Source organism: Marinobacterium aestuariivivens (genome assembly GCF_042661465.1).
Classification (GTDB): Bacteria; Pseudomonadota; Gammaproteobacteria; order Pseudomonadales; family Balneatricaceae; genus Marinobacterium_A; species Marinobacterium_A aestuariivivens.
Map to the genome: position 1 here is coordinate 3,623,368 of NZ_JBHSWE010000001.1, position 19,108 is coordinate 3,642,475.

18 protein-coding genes and 3 pseudogenes are annotated in these 19,108 nt (G+C 61.5%); 6 read left to right on the forward strand and 15 right to left on the reverse strand.

Annotated features, from left to right (window positions below; translation table 11 throughout):
- Positions 1–39 precede the first annotated feature (39 nt).
- From ACFQDL_RS18895 to ACFQDL_RS18905, 3 genes and pseudogenes are all read left to right on the forward strand, one after another.
- A complete protein-coding gene (locus ACFQDL_RS18895; RefSeq protein WP_379910372.1) occupies positions 40–1,551 on the forward strand; it encodes an aldehyde dehydrogenase family protein in 1,512 nt (503 codons plus the stop codon).
- A gap of 298 nt (positions 1,552–1,849) precedes the next feature.
- On the forward strand, positions 1,850–2,818 hold the full coding sequence (locus ACFQDL_RS18900) for an agmatinase (RefSeq protein ID WP_379910373.1): 969 nt from the start codon (positions 1,850–1,852) through the stop codon (positions 2,816–2,818).
- 292 nt (positions 2,819–3,110) lie between these two features.
- Positions 3,111–4,293: pseudogene (locus tag ACFQDL_RS18905) on the forward strand (OprD family outer membrane porin).
- 82 nt (positions 4,294–4,375) lie between these two features.
- Here the strand turns inward: ACFQDL_RS18905 and ACFQDL_RS18910 are convergent.
- From ACFQDL_RS18910 to ACFQDL_RS18950, 9 genes and pseudogenes are all read right to left on the reverse strand, one after another.
- Positions 4,376–4,726 carry a RidA family protein gene (locus ACFQDL_RS18910; RefSeq protein WP_379910374.1) on the reverse strand — a complete coding sequence of 117 codons (351 nt, stop codon included), beginning with the start codon at positions 4,724–4,726 and terminating at the stop codon, positions 4,376–4,378.
- A gap of 25 nt (positions 4,727–4,751) precedes the next feature.
- Entirely contained in the window at positions 4,752–4,883 is a 132-nt protein-coding gene (locus ACFQDL_RS18915) for a hypothetical protein (protein WP_379910375.1), read from the reverse strand.
- Positions 4,871–5,743: an FAD-dependent oxidoreductase gene (locus ACFQDL_RS18920; protein ID WP_379913181.1), complete on the reverse strand. Its 873-nt coding sequence runs from the start codon at positions 5,741–5,743 to the stop codon at positions 4,871–4,873. The genes ACFQDL_RS18915 and ACFQDL_RS18920 overlap by 13 nt, the downstream gene beginning before the upstream one ends.
- 304 nt (positions 5,744–6,047) lie before the next feature.
- A pseudogene (locus tag ACFQDL_RS18925) lies at positions 6,048–6,137 on the reverse strand (FAD-binding protein); the annotation flags it as partial.
- Positions 6,134–6,469: a (2Fe-2S)-binding protein gene (locus tag ACFQDL_RS18930; RefSeq protein ID WP_379910376.1), complete on the reverse strand. Its 336-nt coding sequence runs from the start codon at positions 6,467–6,469 to the stop codon at positions 6,134–6,136. The pseudogene ACFQDL_RS18925 and the gene ACFQDL_RS18930, both read right to left, overlap by 4 nt.
- On the reverse strand, positions 6,447–7,571 hold the full coding sequence (locus tag ACFQDL_RS18935) for an NAD(P)/FAD-dependent oxidoreductase (RefSeq protein ID WP_379910377.1): 1,125 nt from the start codon (positions 7,569–7,571) through the stop codon (positions 6,447–6,449). Before ACFQDL_RS18935 ends, ACFQDL_RS18930 begins: the two co-directional genes overlap by 23 nt.
- Before the next feature lie 309 nt (positions 7,572–7,880).
- Entirely contained in the window at positions 7,881–8,879 is a 999-nt protein-coding gene (gene dctP, locus ACFQDL_RS18940) for a TRAP transporter substrate-binding protein DctP (RefSeq protein ID WP_379910378.1), read from the reverse strand.
- Between the two features lie 38 nt (positions 8,880–8,917).
- A complete protein-coding gene (locus ACFQDL_RS18945) occupies positions 8,918–10,216 on the reverse strand; it encodes a TRAP transporter large permease (protein WP_379910379.1) in 1,299 nt (432 codons plus the stop codon).
- The gene (locus ACFQDL_RS18950; RefSeq protein ID WP_379910380.1) at positions 10,209–10,772 is read right to left on the reverse strand and encodes a TRAP transporter small permease; all 564 of its coding nucleotides are present in this window, start codon (positions 10,770–10,772) and stop codon (positions 10,209–10,211) included. Before ACFQDL_RS18950 ends, ACFQDL_RS18945 begins: the two co-directional genes overlap by 8 nt.
- 144 nt (positions 10,773–10,916) lie before the next feature.
- Here ACFQDL_RS18950 and ACFQDL_RS18955 point away from each other — a divergent pair, with 144 nt between their 5' ends.
- On the forward strand, positions 10,917–11,849 hold the full coding sequence (locus tag ACFQDL_RS18955) for a LysR substrate-binding domain-containing protein (RefSeq protein ID WP_379910381.1): 933 nt from the start codon (positions 10,917–10,919) through the stop codon (positions 11,847–11,849).
- A 184-nt stretch (positions 11,850–12,033) separates the two neighbouring features.
- Positions 12,034–12,273, forward strand: a complete 240-nt coding sequence (locus ACFQDL_RS18960; protein WP_379910383.1) for a hypothetical protein — start codon at positions 12,034–12,036, stop codon at positions 12,271–12,273.
- A 103-nt stretch (positions 12,274–12,376) separates the two neighbouring features.
- Here the strand turns inward: ACFQDL_RS18960 and ACFQDL_RS18965 are convergent, their stop codons facing one another.
- The 6 genes from ACFQDL_RS18965 to ACFQDL_RS18990 all read right to left on the reverse strand — a co-directional run bounded on the left by ACFQDL_RS18965 (position 12,377) and on the right by ACFQDL_RS18990 (position 17,533).
- A complete protein-coding gene (locus tag ACFQDL_RS18965; RefSeq protein ID WP_379910384.1) occupies positions 12,377–13,570 on the reverse strand; it encodes a hypothetical protein in 1,194 nt (397 codons plus the stop codon).
- Positions 13,571–13,580: 10 nt separating this feature from the next.
- Positions 13,581–14,189 carry a hypothetical protein gene (locus ACFQDL_RS18970; protein WP_379910385.1) on the reverse strand — a complete coding sequence of 203 codons (609 nt, stop codon included), beginning with the start codon at positions 14,187–14,189 and terminating at the stop codon, positions 13,581–13,583.
- Positions 14,153–15,019, reverse strand: coding sequence for a DUF6844 domain-containing protein (locus tag ACFQDL_RS18975; protein WP_379910386.1), 867 nt, complete (start codon positions 15,017–15,019; stop codon positions 14,153–14,155). The genes ACFQDL_RS18970 and ACFQDL_RS18975 overlap by 37 nt, the downstream gene beginning before the upstream one ends.
- Before the next feature lie 13 nt (positions 15,020–15,032).
- Positions 15,033–15,641 carry a penicillin-binding protein activator LpoB gene (lpoB, locus tag ACFQDL_RS18980; protein ID WP_379910387.1) on the reverse strand — a complete coding sequence of 203 codons (609 nt, stop codon included), beginning with the start codon at positions 15,639–15,641 and terminating at the stop codon, positions 15,033–15,035.
- Positions 15,642–15,643: 2 nt separating this feature from the next.
- Positions 15,644–16,000, reverse strand: a complete 357-nt coding sequence (locus ACFQDL_RS18985) for a DUF1425 domain-containing protein (RefSeq protein ID WP_379910388.1) — start codon at positions 15,998–16,000, stop codon at positions 15,644–15,646.
- Positions 16,001–16,084: 84 nt separating this feature from the next.
- Complete coding sequence (locus tag ACFQDL_RS18990) at positions 16,085–17,533, reverse strand: COG3014 family protein (RefSeq protein WP_379910389.1); 1,449 nt, start codon at positions 17,531–17,533, stop codon at positions 16,085–16,087.
- 557 nt (positions 17,534–18,090) lie between these two features.
- On the opposite strand from ACFQDL_RS18990, the pseudogene hemH reads away from it, so the two are divergent.
- Positions 18,091–19,103 (forward strand): annotated as a pseudogene (gene hemH, locus ACFQDL_RS18995) (ferrochelatase).
- Positions 19,104–19,108 lie beyond the last annotated feature (5 nt).

The following is a 19,108-nucleotide window of genomic DNA, read 5'->3' on the forward strand; positions in this document are numbered from 1 at the left end:
CCGACCCGGCCAACAACAAGCAGAAAGCAAGAGGCAGCGATGGACACTACCGTTAAGGCATATCTCGATAGCTATCAGGTTTCACAGGCCACCCGTGATTTTCTGGCCAAAGAGCAGCGCATGTTTATTGGCGGTCAATGGGTGGCGGCCAGTAATGGGGCCGACACCGAGGTAATCGAGCCTTCCACGGAGGCTGTGCTGACCCGGATTCCGGAAGGGACCGCAGAAGACCTGGACCGTGCTGTCGCCGCGGCCCGTTATCAGTTCGATGAGGGGGCCTGGAGCCAGCTCAAGCCGCTGGAGCGCGAACGTCTGCTGCATCGGCTGGCGGATTTGCTGGAAGCCAATGCCCGGGAACTGGCCGAAATCGAATCGATCGACATGGGCAAATCCGTGGAGCAGGCGCTCGAGGTCGATATTCAGGGCACCATCGATACCTTCCGCTACTTTGCCGGCTGGGCTTCCAAGATTCATGGCCGCAGCGCGGAGCCGGCATCGCTGCCGGGCAGCTATGTCGCCTATACCCGCAAGGAGCCGGTCGGGGTAGTAGGTTCGATCATTCCGTGGAACTTTCCGTTGCAGACCATGGCCTGGAAACTCGGTGCGGCGCTGGCGGTGGGCTGCACCGTGGTGGTCAAGCCGGCGGAGCTGACGTCGCTCAGCACCCTGCGTTTTGCCGAACTGGTGCAGCAGGCCGGCATTCCGGATGGCGTGGTCAATATCGTCACCGGCCGCGGCTCGGTGGTGGGCGCCGCCATGTCCAGCCATCCGGGCATCGACAAGGTCACCTTCACCGGTTCGACCCCGGTGGGACAGACCGTGGGCCGGGCGGCGCTGGACGACATGAAGCGCGTGACCCTGGAACTGGGTGGCAAGTCGCCGGTGCTGGTGTTCGACGATGTCGATATCGAGGCGACAGTCGAAGCCGTGGCCCAGGGGATTTTCTTCAATTCCGGGCAGGTGTGCGATGCCGGCTCAAGGCTTTATGTTCACGAGACGATCTACGACCGCTTCCTCGAGGCCCTGGCGGACTATGCCAACGGCCTGAAAATCGCGCCGGGACTGGACCCGGACTGTTTTATCAGCCCAATGGTCTCGGCCAGGCAGCAGGATAGCGTGCTGGGCTACATCGAGGCTGGCAAACAGGAAGGCGCGCGGCTGGTATGCGGCGGCGAAGCGCCGGAAGGGCCGGGTTACTTCGTGCAGCCGACGCTGTTCGCCGACTGCCGCAACGACATGAAAATCGTGCAGGAGGAGATCTTCGGGCCGGTCCTGGTGAGCCAGTCCTTCAGCAGCGAAGAGGAGGCGGTGGCACTGGCCAATGATTCCATCTATGGCCTGGCGGCCGCGATCTACTCCAACGATCTCAACCGCGTGCATCGCCTGATTCCGCAACTGAAAGCCGGCTCCGTCTATGTCAACGCCCACAGCACCATCGATCCGGCGATGCCGTTCGGCGGCTACAAGCAATCCGGCGTCGGCCGCGACCTGGGACCCGAGCAGCTGGACAGCCTGCTGGAAACCAAGTCGGTGTGGATCACGCTGGGCTGATGTGTGGCCGGCTCGCCTTGGGGACACTTTCGGACGGGTCAAGCCGCCATCGGTATGGTCGTTCTGATTGGCATACACCCACAGGGCGGCGTAACCCATCTATCGATCGTATTGCAGATCGATTGGCTTCGGCAGGGACTGGTGTTGGGTTACGCGGCTTCGCCGCTCCACCCAACCTACAAGGCGTCGCGTAACCCAGCCCGGGTCTGCCCGTCCTCCCACCAATCTGCGATGGATGTTTTCTGTTTAATTAGGCAGGCCGGTTTTACAAACCGGGCCTCCAGCTGAGGATATAAAGATGAGTGAAAACGCCTACGAAAAGGGCCGCCTGAACCTGCCGTTTGTCGGCTTCTGCACCTTCGCTAAGAGCCGCACCTGTGAGGACTGGGACAATATCCAGGCCGATGTCGCCTTTATGGGGGCCCCTTTCGACTGCGGCACCCAGTGGCGTTCCGGTGCACGCATGGGGCCGCGCTCGATCCGCGAGGCCTCGACGCTGTTTTCCTTTGGACACAGCGGCGCCTATTCCTACGAAGACGATGTGATGTATCTGGAGGGGGTCGAGATCGTCGATATCGGCGATGCCGACATGGTCCATACCAACACCGAGAAGAGCCACGCCAATATCGAGTACGGCGTGCGGAAAATGCTCGATGCCGGTGTGTTGCCTGTCGTGGTCGGCGGCGACCACTCGGTCAACGCACCCTGCATCCGTGCCTTTGAGGGCCGCGGTCCGATCCATATCATCCAGATCGACGCTCACCTGGATTTCGTCGACGAGCGTCACGGTGTGCGCTTCGGCCACGGCAATCCGATCCGTCGCGCGTCCGAGCAGGACTTCGTCACCGGCATGACGCAGCTGGGGATCCGCAACGTGTCGTCGTCCAACCGCGCCGACCACAAGGCGGCCGAGGCGGCGGGTTCCACCATCCTGTCGGTGCGCGACGTGCGCCGGCTCGGCACCCAGGGCGTGCTGGACCTGATCCCCAAAGGGGTCAATTACTACATCACCATCGATATCGACGGCTTCGACCCGTCGATCGCGCCGGGCACCGGCACCCCGAGCCACGGTGGCTTCCAGTACTACGAAGTGATGGAGGTGTTGCAGGGCGTGGCATTGGCCGGCGACGTGGTCGGCATCGATCTGTGCGAGGTGGCACCGGATTATGACCACAGCGGCTCGACCAGCATTCTCGCGGCCCAGGTGCTGATGAACTTGATCGGCTACGTTTTCCATGGTCGCCAGTTGCGGCAGCAGAACCCGTAAAGAAGAGTCCAGCTCTGCCGGCGCGCTTGCCGCCGGCAGAGCTGGAGCCGTAGCGAACGGTGGATAGCATCAGCAGATTCAGGCACCGACAGTATCGGCTGGTCACAACGGAACGAGGTCGTGACGGCCGTACGGGGGCATGACTATTTTTTCTTCTGGTTTACACTCAAGCAGCGATAAGGAGTGAAACAAGCCCATCGATATCTGTAATGTGGCGCCCTGAACCAGGCAAGAAACGGATTCGAAGATGCACATTAAAGGCAAGGCTCTGACCGGGGCCGTACTCACCGCCATGGCGATTCAGGCGCAGGCCGCCGACAGCGGTCTTCTGCAGGATGATAGCCTTAGGGCCCATCTGCGTACCTTTTACTTCAACCGCGACAAGAACCAGGGGCTGAGCGACTCGGAAGCGTTGGCACAGGCATTGAGGCTGGATTACGCCTCGGGCTTTGCCGGCGATCTGGTCGGCTTCGATGCCTCGCTGTTTACCGTGGGTAAGCTGTCGGGAGATCGGGGCGAAGGCGGTACCGGGGTGCTGCAGGAGGAGGGCGACGGCTCCCGGGGGCTACACCAAATTCGGCCAGGCCTTCGTCAAGCTGAAACTGGGCGAACAGGGAAGCCTCAGGGCCGGGCGTATGGTGCTCGGCACGCCGCTGTTTAATGACTCGGATTCCCGGGCCACCCCCAGCGCGACCCGGGCGGTGATCGCCGAAGGCCGCCTGGAGAACCTCGAGTACTACGGCATCTGGTCGGACAGGGCATCGTCCAAGACCGAGGACGGCTTCGAGACCTACCGCGACAACCAGGGCGATGATTACGAGGTCATCGTTGTCGGCGCCGGTTACCGCTTCGTCAATGGCGCGAACCTGCACCTGGCGTATGGCGAAGCGGACAAGGTGCTGCGGCAGACCTATTTCAATGCCGGCTACCCGCTGCAGCTGTCAGACGAAACAGCACTGTCGTTCGACCTTCATCACTACCGGGGCGAGGCCGACGGCGACGGGGCGCTGGATTCCGTCGGTCCCGGTTACGACAGCAGGCTGACCAACCTGGCCGCCCAGCTGCGCATCGACAACCTCAAACTGACGTTGTCGTATCAGAACGTCAACGGCGACGAATACGAGGAGTCCTGGGACGGCTTCGAGCACGACGACAACGGGCTGCAGACCTGGAACTCGGTGCAGCGGCTTGATTTCGACCGTGCCGACGAGCGCTCCTGGCAGGCGCGTTTCGATTATGCCTTCGAAAGCGTGCCTGGCCTCGAGGCCATGGCCCGCTATACGCGCGGCGACGACATCCGGCGCGACGACGGAGGCAAAGGCAGGGAGTGGGAGCGTGACGTCGAGCTGAAATACAGCTTTCAGACGGTCGAGGGGCTCTCGCTGCGCTGGCGCAATGCCAGCGTCCGCTCCACCGAGACCTATGACTCGGATGAGAACCGCCTGATCCTGAATTACAGCACCAATCTGCTGTAATTTGCCCTGGCTGCTCGAACGGGCTCTCCTTTAGGGCCCCATTGTTCCTTCCCCCGGGCCGCCTTGCGGCTGCCGGTAGCGCTCAGTCGACCGCCGCGATCACCGAGATCTCGACCAGCAGTTCGGGGCTGGCCATGCGCGCTTCGACGCAGGCGCGGGCGGGGGCCTGGCCTTCCGGTACCCAGGCGTCCCAGACCGCGTTCATCGCGGCGAAGTCCTTCATGTCGCGGATATAGAGCGTGGCCGAGAGAATCCGGTCGCGGCCGCTGCCGACGGATTCGAGCAGGGTATCCACTTTCGCCAGCATGGTTTCGGTCTGGCCGGTGATGTCGGCGCTGTGGTCCTCGGCGACCTGGCCGCAGAGGTAGACGGTACCGTTGTGCACCACGGCGCGGCTCATCCGGGCGCCGGTTTCGTATCGTTCGATGGTCATGGTTTCTCCCATTGAAAAGGCTTGTTTATTCAGCGGTATCCGCCAGTTCGCCGAGGGTCAGTGGCTTGATCGGCATCCGTACCTGGTAGTAGCCGACCTCGTCGACCGGCACGCCGCGCTTGTCGGCGATCAGCTGCGAGACCGTCAGCCCGCACATCCGGCCCGGCAGGGGCCCATGCCGCTACGACAGAACGCCTTGGTCTGGTTCGGACCGCGGCAGCCGTCGTCGACCATGCGGCGCAGCTCGCCCGCCGTGACCTCTTCGCAGCGGCAGACGATGGTCTCGTCCGCAGGCAGCAGGAATTCCCGGGCCGGGCGATAGAGCGCATCAAGGAAGGGCCGTATCGCGCGCTGCCGGCCCAGCTCCGCCTGGGCGTCACGGGCCTGGGCGTCGCGTTCGGTCGCACTCAGGCGGTCGAGCTGGTGGGCGGCCTGAAGGGCGACCAGTGTGCCGAAGGCCTCCGCGGCCAGGGCGCCGGCAATGCCGGCCGAGTCGCCGGCGACGAAGATGCCGGGCCGGCTCGATTCGCCCCAGGTATCGATCCTGGGGCGCCAGCACTGCTGCAGTTCGTCCCGGTCATGCTGCAGCTCGAGCGCACGGGTGAGCTGGACATTGGGCACCACGCCCTGGTGCACCAGCAGGGTGGCGCAGGGCAGCTCCCGGCGTTCCCCGCCGGCGCTGAACCGCACGGCACCGATACGCTCATCGTTGCCGGCAACGGCTTCGAGCTGGCTGGCTCCGGTGATTCGGCGGATGCCGGCTCGCCTGAGTTCGCTCAGCAGCCCCACGCCCTTGGCCAGCAGGGGCAGATTGCGGAACGCGCCCGGGAGATGTTTCAGTGCCGAGAAATACTGATGCTTCGGAGTGGTATCGAGGATCGCCTCGATCGCAACGCCGGCGCGGTGCAGCTGGGCGGAGATCAGCAGCAGCAGCGGACCGCTGCCGGCCAGAACCAGTGGCTGCGCCGGTACCAGGGCACTGCTTTTCAGCAGGATCTGGGCCGCGCCACAGGTCATCACGCCGGGCAGCGTCCAGCCGGGAAGGGCACCGGCCGCTCCTGGGCGCCGGTGGCGACCAGCAGACGCCGGGCTTGGATTCGCTGGCTGCGCCCTGGGAGGAAACACTCAGCGTCAGGTCATCGTCCAGGGCCCAGACCGTCGAGCCGGGCCGGTAGTCGACGCCGGCGCTTTGCAGGGCCTTGAGCAGCGAGCGGCCGTGATAGTAGTCGGGGCCGAGAATGCGCTCGTCCGCGGGGGCTGGCTGGCTTATCGAGCGGTAGATCTGGCCGCCGGGGCCGGCCTGCTCGTCGAGCACGATGGCCTTGAGTCCCTGTTTCGCCGCGGTGGCCGCGGCGGACATGCCGGCGGGACCGGCGCCGATAATGGCAAGGTCGTAAATCCTGTCGTTCATGCGGACAGTTCCTCCGCGTTATCGGAGACGAGATGGCGAGCCCCCTGCTGGCGACGAATGTCCATGCCCGGTTTCACCGGGGTCATGCAACCCTGGACGTTTTCGATGCCGTCGATCTCGAACAGGCACTCGAAGCAGACGCCCATCATGCAGTAGGGCGCGCGTCCGCTGCCGCTGACCGCTGTGGTGCGCGATGGCAGCATGCCGGCCGCAAGCACCGCGGTGGCGGCACTGTCGCCCTGGCGAACGCGCACCGGCTGACCGTCGACGCGGACGGTGATCCAGTTATCGTCGCGTACCGGCAGACGTTCAAAGCTCGAAGCGCTGGGCATTGAATACCTCCAGGGGTAGTTGGGTTTGGTCGCGGGCGATCCAGTCGGCGATCGGGGCTTCGTGCAGCGCGCCGAGGGTTACGCCGCTGTGGCAGGTCACCAGGTACGCGCCCGGGTGGGTTTCGGATGCCTGGTAGATCGGATAACCGTCGGCGGTCATGACCCGCAGAGCGCCCCAGGCGCGCACCATGCGTACATCACGCAGCAGCGGGAACATCCGGGTGGCGCGATTGGCGATCCGGGCCATCACCTCGGTGGTGGTGCCGCTGTCGAAACCCACATCCTCCTTGGAGTCGCCGATCTGCACCGTGCCCTCGCCGGTCTGGCGCACATGCCCGGTCGGGTAGTGCAGGAAGGGGCGCACCCGCTCGGCAATCAGCACCTGACCGCGGTTCGGGCTCACCGGGGCGGACAGGCCCACCTGCGGCGCCAGCTCGCGGTTGCCCAGGCCTGCGCTGAGCACCACCTTGTCGCAATGCCAGTCGCCCTCGGGCGTGGCGATGCGAAAGCCCGGGTTCAGTGGCGTGATGGCGCTGGCGCGTCCGCTGTTGGCAATACGGCCGCCGGCCTTGAGAAAGGCCTCGGTCATCGCCCGCAGCAGCTTCAGGGGATTGAGATGCCCGTCTTCCGGGCACCAGGTGGCGCCGGCCACCTCCGGGCCCGCTTCCGGGATGAATTCGCGCAGCTGTTTCAGGTCCAGGCGGCGGAACGGGTAGTCGCCGCCGGCGGCCTGCTGCATGCGGGTCAGCATCGTTTCGCGCTCGGCCACCTCCTGCTCGGTCAGCGACAGATAAAGGCCACCATTCTGCTGCAGTTCGATATCGACCCCGGTTGCTTCCAGAAGCCTTGCCGCGAGAGCCGGCCAGAGTCGGGAGGAAAGCCGGGTGACCTGGGCATACTCGGGCAGGGTGTCGCCCTTGCCCTGGACCCAGACCAGGCCGAAGTTGCCGCGCGAGGCGCGCAGCGCGACGTCGCCCTCGTCGAGAATCGTCACCTTGAGGCCGTTGCGCTGCAGGCCCAGCCCAACGGCAAGGCCGACGAGGCCGCCGCCGATCAGGCACAGGTCGGCCGTGCGGGCCTCTTGAATGATCGCCTGCGTCATCTGTTTACCTTCAAAATGTTTGATCGAACCCGGCGCGGGGCACCGGGCTTGGGTGACTTATTTCAGGTTCAACGCGTTTTAGCGGGCAAAAAACTCAAACGTAGGATGGGCGGAACGGCGCTTGTACAGGAAATATCCGAACCTGACATGATCAGGGCGTCGTGTAGCCCATCTTGGAATGTCGGTCCAGTACCGAGGAAGCCGAAGCCCTTGATGGGTTGCGCCGCAACAACTCCGCGGCGTACCGGCAGCAGAGTGCCATTGCGGCTCCACCCATCCTACGTTTTCCCTCTAAGTCTGCGAAAAACCTTACTTCAGCGCCGCTTCGAGGACCTTGTTGGCCCAGTCCGCGCCGATATCGTCGATGATTTCCGGCCACACCTTGTCGCGCACGATGGCCGCGGTTTCGTCGATCTGGGCATCGGTGACCGGCAGCACGGTGGCACCGGCTTCGGCCAGCAGGTTTTCATTGCGGGCCTGGTCGCCACGGGCGGTTTCCCAGCGCGCCGCTTCGAAGCGCCCGGCCGCGGCATCGAGCGCGGCCTGCTGCTCTTCGTCCAGCTCGCCGTAGATCTCGTCGTTGATCAGCAGGTACCACATCTCGAAGTGGGTGTTGATCGGCAGGTAGTACCGGGTCACGTCGCGGAACGACGCATAGTAGCCCTCGGCACCGGAGCCCATGACACCGTCGACGACGCCGGTCTGAACCGCGGTGAAGGCCTCGGAGAAGGGCAGCGGCGAACCGATAAAGCCGATATTGTCGGCAGTCAGCTGGAAGGTCTTGATCGGCGGCACGCGCAGCTTGGCGCCCTTGGCCACGTTCGGATTGGCGGCGTCCGGTACCTCCTTGTTCAGGGCGATGCCGCCGAAGTAGACCGGCCAGGCCGCGAGTACTCGGATGCCCTGGTCGCCGTAGAGCTCGGAGACGGTCTGGCGCATCGGCGAGCCCTTGGCGAAGACGTGCTGGGCGTCGTCCCAGTTCTTCACCAGGTAGGGCATGTAGACCACCTGGAAGCGCTTGTCGGCGCCGGATGCCGGCGGCTGAACGGCCATGTCGATGGCCCCGAGGCCGACACGCTCCTGCACCACGGTGTAGTCGCCCAGGGCACTGGCCGGATAGATGCGAATCTTGACCTCGCCGTCGGTGGCGGTGGCGACATCCTCAGCGAAGCGCTTGGCGTCGACGTCGATGGCGGTATCCTGCGGACGCACATGGGACAGCTTCAGCGTGGCCGCTTCGACCGCGGCGGTCAGGGTGGCGGACAGGGCAACGGCCAGGGCCAGCGGTTTGAACAGGGATTTTTTCATTTTTCTCTCCTGGGTTGAGCTTCGTAGTGACGCATGGATCAGTAACCGAATACCTGCGGAATGAATTCCGACAGGTCCGGCCAGACGGAAACCAGAATGACCACCGGGATATAGCCGAACAGGATCAGCATCATCGCCGGCTTTACCACCTCGGTGAATTTGACGTTGCCGATGCGCGCACCCAGGTAGAGGATGCTGGCGTACGGCGGGGTCACGCCGCCCATGGCGGTGTTGACGCCCATGATGGCGGCGAACTGGATCGGACTGACGCCAAGTGCCGACATCAGTGGCAACAGCAGCGGCGCGGTCAGGATGATCGCGGTGATGTCGTTGACCACCATGCCGATACAGAACAGGAACAGGTTGATCAGGATCAGCAGCAGCACCTTGTTGTCGGTGATGGCAAAGATCGAGTCGACCAGCGACTGCGGGATATCCTCCATGACGTAGATCTGGCTCAGCATCAGACTGAACAGGATCATGATCAGGATGGCGCCGACCGCGGTGGCCGATTCCTTGCCGGACTCGAGCAGGGTTTTCAGCGTCAGGCCACGGTAGATCATGAAGCCGACCGGCAGGGCGTAGATCACCGCCACGGCCGCCGCTTCGGTCGGCGTCATGATGCCGCCGTAGATGCCGCCGAGGATGATCACCGGCATCAGCAGCGCCGGTACCGCATTGAAGGTGCGCTTGCCGGCCTCGCGCATCAGCCGGTCGATCGGCAGCGGCTCGTCGAGGATCAGCGGGAACTTGCGCGACACGACCATGTTGACGACCGAAAAGTTGAACATGATCAGCAGGCCCGGGCCCAGGGTCGCGAGGAAGCAAGCGAGGATCGAGGTATCGGTGACCCAGCCGTAGACGATCATGGTCACGCTCGGCGGAATCAGCAGGCCGAGAATCGAAGAGTTGGCGATCAGCGCCGTGGCATAGGCGCGCGGATAGCCCTTGCTCTCCATTTCCGGGATCAGCAGCGGGCCGATGGCGGCGATGCCGGTCAGACCGCTGCCGGAGATGGCGCCGATGATGGCGCAGCTGACCGAGGCAACGACCCCGAGGCCGCCGCGGATACGGCCGATGAAGACGTTGACGAACTTCAGCAGGCTCGCGGCGATGCCGCTGACGCTCATGATGGTGCCGGCGAAGACGAACAGCGGGATCGCCAGCAGCACCGGGTTGGTCAGCTGACTGAAGCCCCACAGCATCATGCCGCGCATCGTGGCTTCGCCGATCAGCGTCATCACCATCAGGCCGGCGCCGAAGCAGTAGGGCAACGGGACGCCGAGGGTCAGCAGAATGACCAGCACGGCAAAGGCAAGGATTGCAATCTCAACCATGGTGACTGTCCTTCTGCGGTTCGGCGAGAATCTTGAATTCATGCACTTCGGCGGTTTCCGGGAAGTCGCTGTCGACGATATGGTCGGGCGTGGCGCGCAGTCCCGCGAGGTAGCGGAGGTTGCGCAGCAGGTGCCAGCCGGTGAACAGCGTCATCAGCACCAGGCCGAGAAACAGCGCCGATTCGTAGGTGAAGGTCGGGATATAGAGGGTCGGTGTCTCTTTCCAGACGCGCAGCGCATAGCTGAAGTATTTCCAGGCCCACCAGCACATCCAGATCGAGATGACGATGCTGATCAGGTCGGAAAGGGCCTGCAGCAGCGCCCGGCTGCGGTCGGTCTTGAGGAAGATTTCCAGCACGTTGGCGCGGATCTGGGTGTCCTCCCGCGAGGCATTGACGCTGCCGAGGACGTAGAGCCAGATGGTCGGGATCAGTGCCATCTCCTCAAGCCCCATCACGGGCATCTCGAAGACGTAGCGGGTGAGCACCTGGACGAACTGGAACAGCGCAACGAGGCTGATCAGAGCGGTCAGTGCATAGCGAAAGAAGCGTTCCATAGGCTTACTCTGGTTATGGTTGTAAGTCGAGCCCAAGGCCAAATGTACCCACTCATAGTGCGGACTCGAGTAAATAACATCAAATCGTTTATTTATATGATTTAATAATATGATGTTATCAAGTTGGGTGGAGGCTAAAGGCTGATGGCGCGATTGACCTACCGGCAGATCGAGGCGTTTCGGGCGGTGATGATCAGCGGCACGACCAGCGGGGCGGCGAACATTCTGTGCATCTCGCAACCGGCGGTGAGCCGGCTGCTGAGCGACTTCGAGGACACGGTCGGCGTCAACATGTTCGAGCGCCACAAGAAACGCCTGGTGCCGACGCCGGAAGCGCGCTTTTTCTACGAGGAAGTCGAGCGCGCCTTCGTCTCGCTGGAGCAGCTGTCACGGGCGGCCGAGGAGTTGCGCGGTTTCCATCTGGGGTCGCTGCGCATCGCCTCGATGCCGGCGGTGTCGGTGGAGTTTCTGCCGACACTGGTGCGTCGTTTCAGCGATGAACATGCCGGTATCTCGCTGACGCTGCAGGTGCGCAGCACCCAGCAGGTGGCGGACCTGGTGGCGAGTCAGCAGTTCGATCTCGGCGTGATTTCGGGCATTCATCTGACGGATCCTGCGATCGAGGAGGAGACCCTGGCGGACAGCCGCATGGTCTGCGTGCTGCCTGCGGGGCACCCTCTGGCGGACGCCGAACTGATCCGCCCCGAAGATCTGGAGGACGAGGCGTTCGTCTCGCTCGGTTCCGAACAGGACCTGCGCTACAAGATCGACAACGTCTTCGACCAGGCCGGCGTCAGGCGCCAGCTGCTGTTCGATACCCAGCTGCACTATGCCGCCTGCGCCTTCGTGCTGGCCGGCAACGGCGTTTCGATCGTCGATCCGATCACCGCCCAGCACTATGCCAGGCTCGGGCTGGTGGTGAAGCGGTTCGAGCCGCGCATCGATTACCGTTACGCCATCATCTTCCCGCGCCACCGCTCGAGATCGGGATTGACCAAAGCCTTCGTCGAGTTGTTGAAAGACGAACTGTCGGACCTGCAGCGCTCGTCCGGTGGGCTGTTCGAGATGGCCGGCTGATCCCGTCCGGACAACGACCCGGCCGATTCTCGGTCTAAACTGTTGTTAACGTGACCTGCAGGAGCCGCTCCGCGGGCGAATAAGGTTGGGCAGGCACTCGATTCGCCCGGAGACCGGGCTTCTACCGACTCGCTACAGCGCTGTATTCGAATAACGCATTCAGCCAATTGAACGAGGTGAGACCATGAGCCAGCGATTTATCGAAGTCACCACCGATCACCCGACAAACGAAGAACCCTACAAGCTGCTGCTGCAGATCGGGCAGATTGTGCAGATTCGTCCCGAACTGATCATGACAAGCGAACCGAAGCATGACCCGATCGCGATCGTGACATTGACCACCGGCGAGACCCTGGCGCTGAAGAACAGTTATGCCAGCGTTGCCGCCGAACTGGATGAAGTGAATATGGTGGTGCGGCCCTGAGTCCAGGCTGTTTCTTCCAGTCGATACTAACGGGCCGCAGGGCGGGAAAGGCGAACCCGCAGATGGCGGTTGCACCTTTCCGGCCAGGCGGGACGAGTTGGGCTCAGCGGCGCACGATGAAATTCGTTTCGATCAGCTCTGCATCCCCTTCCACCACCTTGGCATAGGTGGTTTTGGCATTGACGCGTACGACCTTGACAGTGGCGATTTGCTCCTCCAGTTGTCCGAGAGACTCTTTGGTATAGGGGTCGAACATTTCATCCCCGAGCAGGAATACTTTGAGCCTGTCACCGGCACTGAGGGTCTTGCCACCCTGATTCAATACCACCGTATTGCCCTTGACGGCCACCACCCGAATCGGATAGATGTTGGCCAGCGCTTCCTGCGACAACTTTTCTGCCAGCAGGGTGGTGATGCCTGCCTCGGTGGAACCGAAGCGCGACAAGAGGGCACGTATATCGTTATCGTTGAATGTCAGGTTGATAGAGTCGGACCACTTCACCTGTCGTGTGGCAGCCAGGATGATCTTGTAATCAAGGCTCGCGTTGCCGCTGTAACGAGTGATGGTTTCGCCGGTCAATTGCAGCGTCTTGACGTGGCGGTTGCTGCGAATGTCCCGGATATTGCCCACCACCAGATAGTCGGCACCCAGCACGTTGCCCGCGCGTGCACTTTCGGCCAGGGCGGCATCGTCGCTTAGCCAGAGCGCCTTCTCGCCCTCGAACTCGGTTCCGAACTCCCGGTCCAGCACATTGATGCGGCGCGACTGGGTGAACTGGTCGAGTATTCGGTTGCGAAGCACAGCCTCTAGACGGCTGGCGGCGGTGTTGTCCCCCAGCAGCGAGAAGCTGTGCTTGTCGGTATGGAACGGCAACACGGCGAGTGTGCGCCTACTGTCGGCAGACAGGCCTGGCTTGTCGTACTTGAGCACATGCACGGTCAGGTCTGCGCGATAACTTCCATCGTCCTGCTGTTCGATACTCAGTACATCGTAGCGCGAGACCAATCCCCGGGTATCCAGCCGCATATCGCCGCGGCTGGCCAGCTCGAAGGAGCTGCTGAACTGCTCGCCGTCGCTGTTGCTGACGCTGGCGCGCCCGGACAGCGACTGCATCACTTCGTGGCTGTCAATGCTGACCCCCGTGACCTGACGCAAACCCTGCACCAGTGCATCGGTAATTGCCTGGGAGCGGCTGCTGCCGTAGCCCGCGGTCTCGACCGCCTGCTCTGAGGCGAAGCCCAGCGCTGTCCAGCACAGCATCGCTATTCCCAACAGCTGTTTCACTATCGTTCGCATCGGTAACCCCTCAGAAGTCGTCGGCAGACATCAGGTCGCGGCTCTGTACCGTACCGGCCGAGCCGCCGCGACTTTCGGCGCGTGCTTGGCGTCCCTGCGACTGGCGTTCCGGCACGAAGTTGGACATGTTCCGGGCCTGCTGTTCGGACTTGGGATGCCAGATGTAGACCACGCCATTGATCTCGTTGCCATAGACTGGGTGCTTTTCGGTCCAGCGAAGAAGCTGTCGTGTGCCGGGTAGATTGTCGATGCCGGCGCGGGCGTTGATCTCGTTGTTGATGGTTTTTATCAGCTGCAGCCGGCTTTCTTCGGATTCGATGACGTCGCCTTGTTCGACGGTCGCCACGCCGTCGGTTTCCCGGGTGCTTTTCTGACTGGTATTCAGGTCGGTGCTGCCGGTGGAGTTCAACAGGTAGGCATAGTGGGCGTAGGCATCCGCCTTGGCATAAAGGAAGGCGCCCTTACGGGCATCCATAATGCGCGAGAAGTCGCTGCCTGCGTAACCGGTGCCGGACTGGCCAAAGGAGATCAGGACTGGATAACCCTGGTCGTCATACATTTTGCGAATACCGAATTCGTGGATCAGGGCTTGCTTGTTGGCGGCGAACAGCTCATGCAACGGGACCGGGCTGGCCTTTTCGGGACGGGGGCCATATCACCGCGACTGTTTTTCATCTCGTAGATGAATTGGCGCATCTTGTTGGATGCAACCGCGACAACCGCAATGGCATGGTTACCGTCTGCGTCGTTGGCTTCGAAGGTCTTAACGGGTACCAGGCCGATCAGGGAGGCGCGTGCACTGACGGCTATCTTTTCGCTGATCGAGTTCTCGAATATTTGGGCACGTTTTTCCGGCGGGGCGGCCTTGAATTCGGCCGGGTCTATACCCAGTTCAACGAGCTTCTCGTCCAGAAGTCCACCGGCGAGAGCGACCGCCTTGTCCAGAACTTCGGCCAGTTTGCTGGTGTTCTGCAACTCACCAGGCTCGAAAGAGGGCATCTGCGTCCGATCATCGAAGAAGCGGCTCAGCGTTTCGGCGCGGGCACGGATGCCTTCCCACTCGATATACTGGGACTGCGCGCCCATCAACGCTTCCTTGTACGCCAGAATTCGATGGTCCGCCCAGTCACGGCTCTCGGGCGTGACCTTGACCACGGCGATGCCCTCACTCATGAATATCTCGCCGTTCTCGGCCTTCTCGGCCAGGCTGCTGCCTGCGCCGCTCTTCCAGTCATCGATTTGTTCCATCAGTGCGACGCCCGGGTCAACCGGCGCAGGCTGTGCAGCAGCTACAGCCGCATTGTCCAGAGCATCTTCGCCGGCTGTCATGCCATTTTCCGGTGCTGTCTCGGTCTGGGGCTGGGATGCTGTGTTGGTGGCAGAGGCCGGCGGGATGCCCAATGAGGTAAGAGCTACCGCCAGAGTGGCTTGTTGAAATATCTTTTTCATCATCGTAGTCCTTTTACCAGGCTGTGCCTTTGGCGCTGCCGAGCTTGCGGATAGGGGTTTCGCCTTCCCAGACCGCGAGTCCGTTACCCAGATCGGTGAGCGTCAGTTGGAAGTAGTACTCGACCAACTGGCGGCTGCTGTCGACGCGGTTATTGCGTTGGAGGATCTTGCCGGAAAGGCTCATGTTCGGAGCCGTCAGCTTCTGTGTGACGAGGGTGCTGCGATCCACCTTCCGTGACTGGCTGAGTTCGCCGTAGGCCGCGGTCATTTTGTCCTCGGCACCATTCAGACCGATCGCAGTCGTGGTCATTACCTTGCCGCTGCGCAGCAGTTCGACCCGGATCTTCTTCACCAACTGATCGGTGTCGATGCGCTGCATGGTGTCGTTCAGGACAGTTGATACGACCATGATGTTCTTTTTGCCGTCGTGGCGATCTACCGCGCCGGAACCGAGCATGGACTGAATCGACTCGGCCGCGGCCTGCTCGAAGTCACTGGCGCTAAGCCCCATCGTGACGGGCTCGTCGACGGCGCCGGGCGTCAGCAGACGGGTTTGAGTTGCACAGCCGGTGGTGATGCCCAAGATGGCGGCCAGGCTGATGACCTTGATTGCAGAATTCATTTTCATCGGTCGCTTCCTTGTGTTGTGGGAGCAGTGGGTGAGTCAAGATCAAACAGATCGATACGGAACGCGGTTGCGTCGGGAGAGCCCGCGATGCCGCTGAGCGACAGCGGCTCGGCCGGCCTCATGAGAGTTTGCTGCCAGCGCGAGCTGAGCCCCGGAATCTCGAAGCCCCGGGCATCGAACCAGACGAAGCGATAACGCAGTATCTGCTCACTCAGGCCGTTATTGCTCAATCGGACGCCGGCCTGCAGCAGCTTTCCAGGCGTGATGCCCTGTTGCACCGATTCGATCTGCAGATAGCGCCCGGCGGCTGGGCCCAGGTTCAATTGCGGGAAAGTGGGTTGAGGGGGCTGCACCTGACATCCCGTTAGCAGTAGGGTGACGGCCAGGCCCCCGCAAGATAAATGTTCATCCGTTCTGTCCTCGGTAGCGCTTGCTGGTCAGGCGTCGAATCCCTTGATCATGTAGATGGGTTTGGCACCAGGAGCGCTTGCCTTGACATAGACGATAGAGAACTGGCTGTCCGGCAACTCAACCTGCATCGGTTCGCTCAGTCCAGGAGCCTTTATCAGCAGCTTTCCATCGCCGGGTTTTCTCAGGCGCGCAACCTGTACCTCCTTGGGAAGGGAGCTCCAGCTGCGGGTATCGGCCTTTGTGGTCGAGGCCTGATAGATGCCGGCAACCAGACTGCCGGTCAGACCGAACTCCTGGCGAGCCTTGTATTGGATAAAGGCCTTGGCCAGTGTGCTGGCGACGGCTTCGGTAACCTTGAGCGGGAACTCTTTCTTGAACTCGGTCTGGATGACCCGGTCCAGACTGGCCAGCAGCTCGGTTTTACCAAGCTGTTTCTTGCCGGAATAGATTTCCAGATGAGGGTAGGCCTGTTGCCGCAGCGACAGTTTAGGAAGCGCAATCTGCGAGTATTCGACCTTGTCATTGACAAGGAACAGCGGGATCGGAATCTGCAGTTCTTCGACGAGCGGTGCCTCACCATTCTCGAAGATAACCCAGACAGCGGGGTTGAGTCTGTGTTTGCTCCAGACACCCCGTCGCAAGTTCTCGGCGACCTTCAAATCGGTAGCGACCGCGCTATTGTTGGGTGTCATGCCCGCGACTCGGCGGAGCGAGTGGCGGGCCTTGCCATAGTCGTCACTGTCCTGACTGGAAAGGGTGAAGTAGAGTCCGTGCAGGTAGTCGGTATAGGGGTTTACAAAGTCAGGATAGGTTTTCCACTCTTCCAGTTCGGGGAAGGCAGCATAGATAGTATTCTCTGACTCTTCCCGGCTTTTATCGTATTGGATCGTCGCTGCGGCAGGCTTGTTATCTTTAGCCTTATTCTTTTGATCGGAAAGGGTCTGCTTCTGTTTTTCTATTCGGCCCTTGAAGTGTTCTTCCGCACGGCGCTGTCGGTCTGCCGCACGATTGAACTCTATACGAGCATTTTGCAGATCCTCAAGAAAGATAAAATTCAGCGCCTTGTAGGTATTGACCATCACACCGTCATAGACAGTGGGCGTATAGCGATTCAGATTGTTATTGATAATGGTGGCCGTCACCTTTTCCACCGCTTTGCGGCCGATATGCTCGGTGTCTTCCTCTTTCATCAAGGCTTCAGCACCATCAAAAACACTAGCGCTGAGCGCATAGTCGCCACTGGCGGTCAGGGCGGTGCCAGCATGTAGTGACCAGAGCAGATCATTCGACGTTCCATCCGTCTGTATGCTACCAGCGGCCAAGGCATTCTCAGCAGCGACCCGGTATTGGCCGATGGCAAATTCCTCATCGAAGGTTGCGAGGTTTTGCCGGTTCGAAAGCGTTTGACAACCGCTGATAAATAGGACGCTGGAGAATACGGCCAGCCCCTTGATGAAAGGGTTTCGGCTTCTCATCGATGACTCCTTGTCTTCCTGAAACCGCTTTAAAGAAATCTGTCGCAAATTGGGAACAGAAGCGAAAGCTGGACTTTACCAGTAATAAAAGTGAACGAAAACAGATAATTGAGTAGGAAAAAGGTCCTATATCCGTTATCTGAGCGGAAGAGTTGGAAGAGTCGGAAGGTATTAGGAAATAATAGAATTTTTTTGAAAGTCGAGGAGGTTTTAATATTTCCGATTATCCCTTTTCGGTCACGGTCATAAGCTCTACGGGTTAATGAATGGAGCAGGAACGCTTCATTATGACCGCAGGCAAATACGTACTTCATATAAACCAGTTCGTTTGCGTACTTGTACCTGTTTTTAGGGATGACGGGCAAACAGATGAAGCTTCTTATGCTGAGTGGGTTATGCGGTTCGGATTGACCCACCGGTGCCGGTGCTGCTGGCTGTCTGATCGAAGGCTGTACTGATCCGTTTCGGCTTGGGATTCGTAACGGCTTCTGGTGTAGACTGGGGCGCCAAAGCGGCCTCGAGTCTCCGGCCGAAATCGTTCTGAAACGGAAGTTAGCATGAAGGACCACGCCCTGCTGCTGGTTAACCTGGGATCGCCGGCATCGACCCGGGTCGAGGATGTACGCCGCTACCTCAATCAGTTTCTGATGGACCCCTATGTCATCGACCTGCCCTGGCCGCTGCGCCGGTTATTGGTGTCGCTGATCCTGGCCCGGCGGCCGAAGGCGTCGGCCGAGGCCTACGCCTCGATCTGGTGGGACGAGGGCTCGCCGCTGATGGTCCTTAGCCACCGGCTGCAGCAGGCGATGGCGCCGGTCTGGACCGAAGGCCCGGTGGCGCTGGCGATGCGCTATGGCGAGCCGTCGCTCGAGAGCCAGCTGCAGCAGCTGGCATCGCAGGGCGTAAAAAAGTGACACTGGCGCCGCTCTATCCGCAGTTCGCCGACAGCACCGTGACCACCGTGATCGAGGAGGCGCGCCGGGCCATCGAGGAGAAACAGCTGTCGTTCGAGGTGCGTTTGCTGGAGCCCTTCTATGACCGCCCGCAATACCTTGAGGCGCTGGTTGAGAGTGCCAGGCCCCACCTGGAGCAGGAGTACGATCACCTGCTGCTGAGTTTCCATGGTCTGCCCGAACGCCATCTGCGCAAGCTCGACCCGACCGGGCACTGCTGCAGCATGCCCGATTGCTGCCAGACCGCGTCGGACGAGGTGCTGGCGCGCTGTTACCGTGCCCAGTGCTTCAAAAGCGCCGAAGCCTTTGCCCGGATGGCGGGGCTGCCGGACGGCAGGTGGTCGGTTTCGTTCCAGTCCCGGCTGGGGCGCGCCAAGTGGATCGAGCCCTACACCGAAGCGCGGCTCGACGCGCTGGCGCGGCAGGGCGTGAAGAAACTGCTGGTGATGTGTCCGGCATTCGTCGCCGACTGCATCGAGACGCTGGAGGAAATCGGCGATCGTGGCCAGGAGCAGTTCCGCGAAGCCGGTGGCGAGGAGCTGGTGCTGGTGCCCTGTCTCAACGATCACCCGGCCTGGGTGCAGGCGCTCAAAAGCCTCTGTGAACGGGCCCCCTGATGCGT

Excerpts from the sequence above, each read along its gene's own strand:
- ACFQDL_RS18895 (WP_379910372.1), top strand. The coding sequence starts at position 40 with ATGGACACTACCGTTAAGGCATATCTCGATAGCTATCAGGTTTCACAG.
- ACFQDL_RS18900 (WP_379910373.1), top strand. The coding sequence starts at position 1,850 with ATGAGTGAAAACGCCTACGAAAAGGGCCGCCTGAACCTGCCGTTTGTC.
- ACFQDL_RS18910 (WP_379910374.1), bottom strand. The coding sequence starts at position 4,726 with ATGACCATCGAACGATACGAAACCGGCGCCCGGATGAGCCGCGCCGTG.
- ACFQDL_RS18915 (WP_379910375.1), bottom strand. The coding sequence starts at position 4,883 with ATGTGCGGGCTGACGGTCTCGCAGCTGATCGCCGACAAGCGCGGCGTG.
- ACFQDL_RS18920 (WP_379913181.1), bottom strand. The coding sequence starts at position 5,743 with ATGACCTGTGGCGCGGCCCAGATCCTGCTGAAAAGCAGTGCCCTGGTA.
- ACFQDL_RS18930 (WP_379910376.1), bottom strand. The coding sequence starts at position 6,469 with ATGCCCAGCGCTTCGAGCTTTGAACGTCTGCCGGTACGCGACGATAAC.
- ACFQDL_RS18935 (WP_379910377.1), bottom strand. The coding sequence starts at position 7,571 with ATGACGCAGGCGATCATTCAAGAGGCCCGCACGGCCGACCTGTGCCTG.
- dctP (WP_379910378.1), bottom strand. The coding sequence starts at position 8,879 with ATGAAAAAATCCCTGTTCAAACCGCTGGCCCTGGCCGTTGCCCTGTCC.
- ACFQDL_RS18945 (WP_379910379.1), bottom strand. The coding sequence starts at position 10,216 with ATGGTTGAGATTGCAATCCTTGCCTTTGCCGTGCTGGTCATTCTGCTG.
- ACFQDL_RS18950 (WP_379910380.1), bottom strand. The coding sequence starts at position 10,772 with ATGGAACGCTTCTTTCGCTATGCACTGACCGCTCTGATCAGCCTCGTT.
- ACFQDL_RS18955 (WP_379910381.1), top strand. The coding sequence starts at position 10,917 with ATGGCGCGATTGACCTACCGGCAGATCGAGGCGTTTCGGGCGGTGATG.
- ACFQDL_RS18960 (WP_379910383.1), top strand. The coding sequence starts at position 12,034 with ATGAGCCAGCGATTTATCGAAGTCACCACCGATCACCCGACAAACGAA.
- ACFQDL_RS18965 (WP_379910384.1), bottom strand. The coding sequence starts at position 13,570 with ATGCGAACGATAGTGAAACAGCTGTTGGGAATAGCGATGCTGTGCTGG.
- ACFQDL_RS18975 (WP_379910386.1), bottom strand. The coding sequence starts at position 15,019 with ATGAAAAAGATATTTCAACAAGCCACTCTGGCGGTAGCTCTTACCTCA.
- lpoB (WP_379910387.1), bottom strand. The coding sequence starts at position 15,641 with ATGAATTCTGCAATCAAGGTCATCAGCCTGGCCGCCATCTTGGGCATC.
- ACFQDL_RS18990 (WP_379910389.1), bottom strand. The coding sequence starts at position 17,533 with ATGAGAAGCCGAAACCCTTTCATCAAGGGGCTGGCCGTATTCTCCAGC.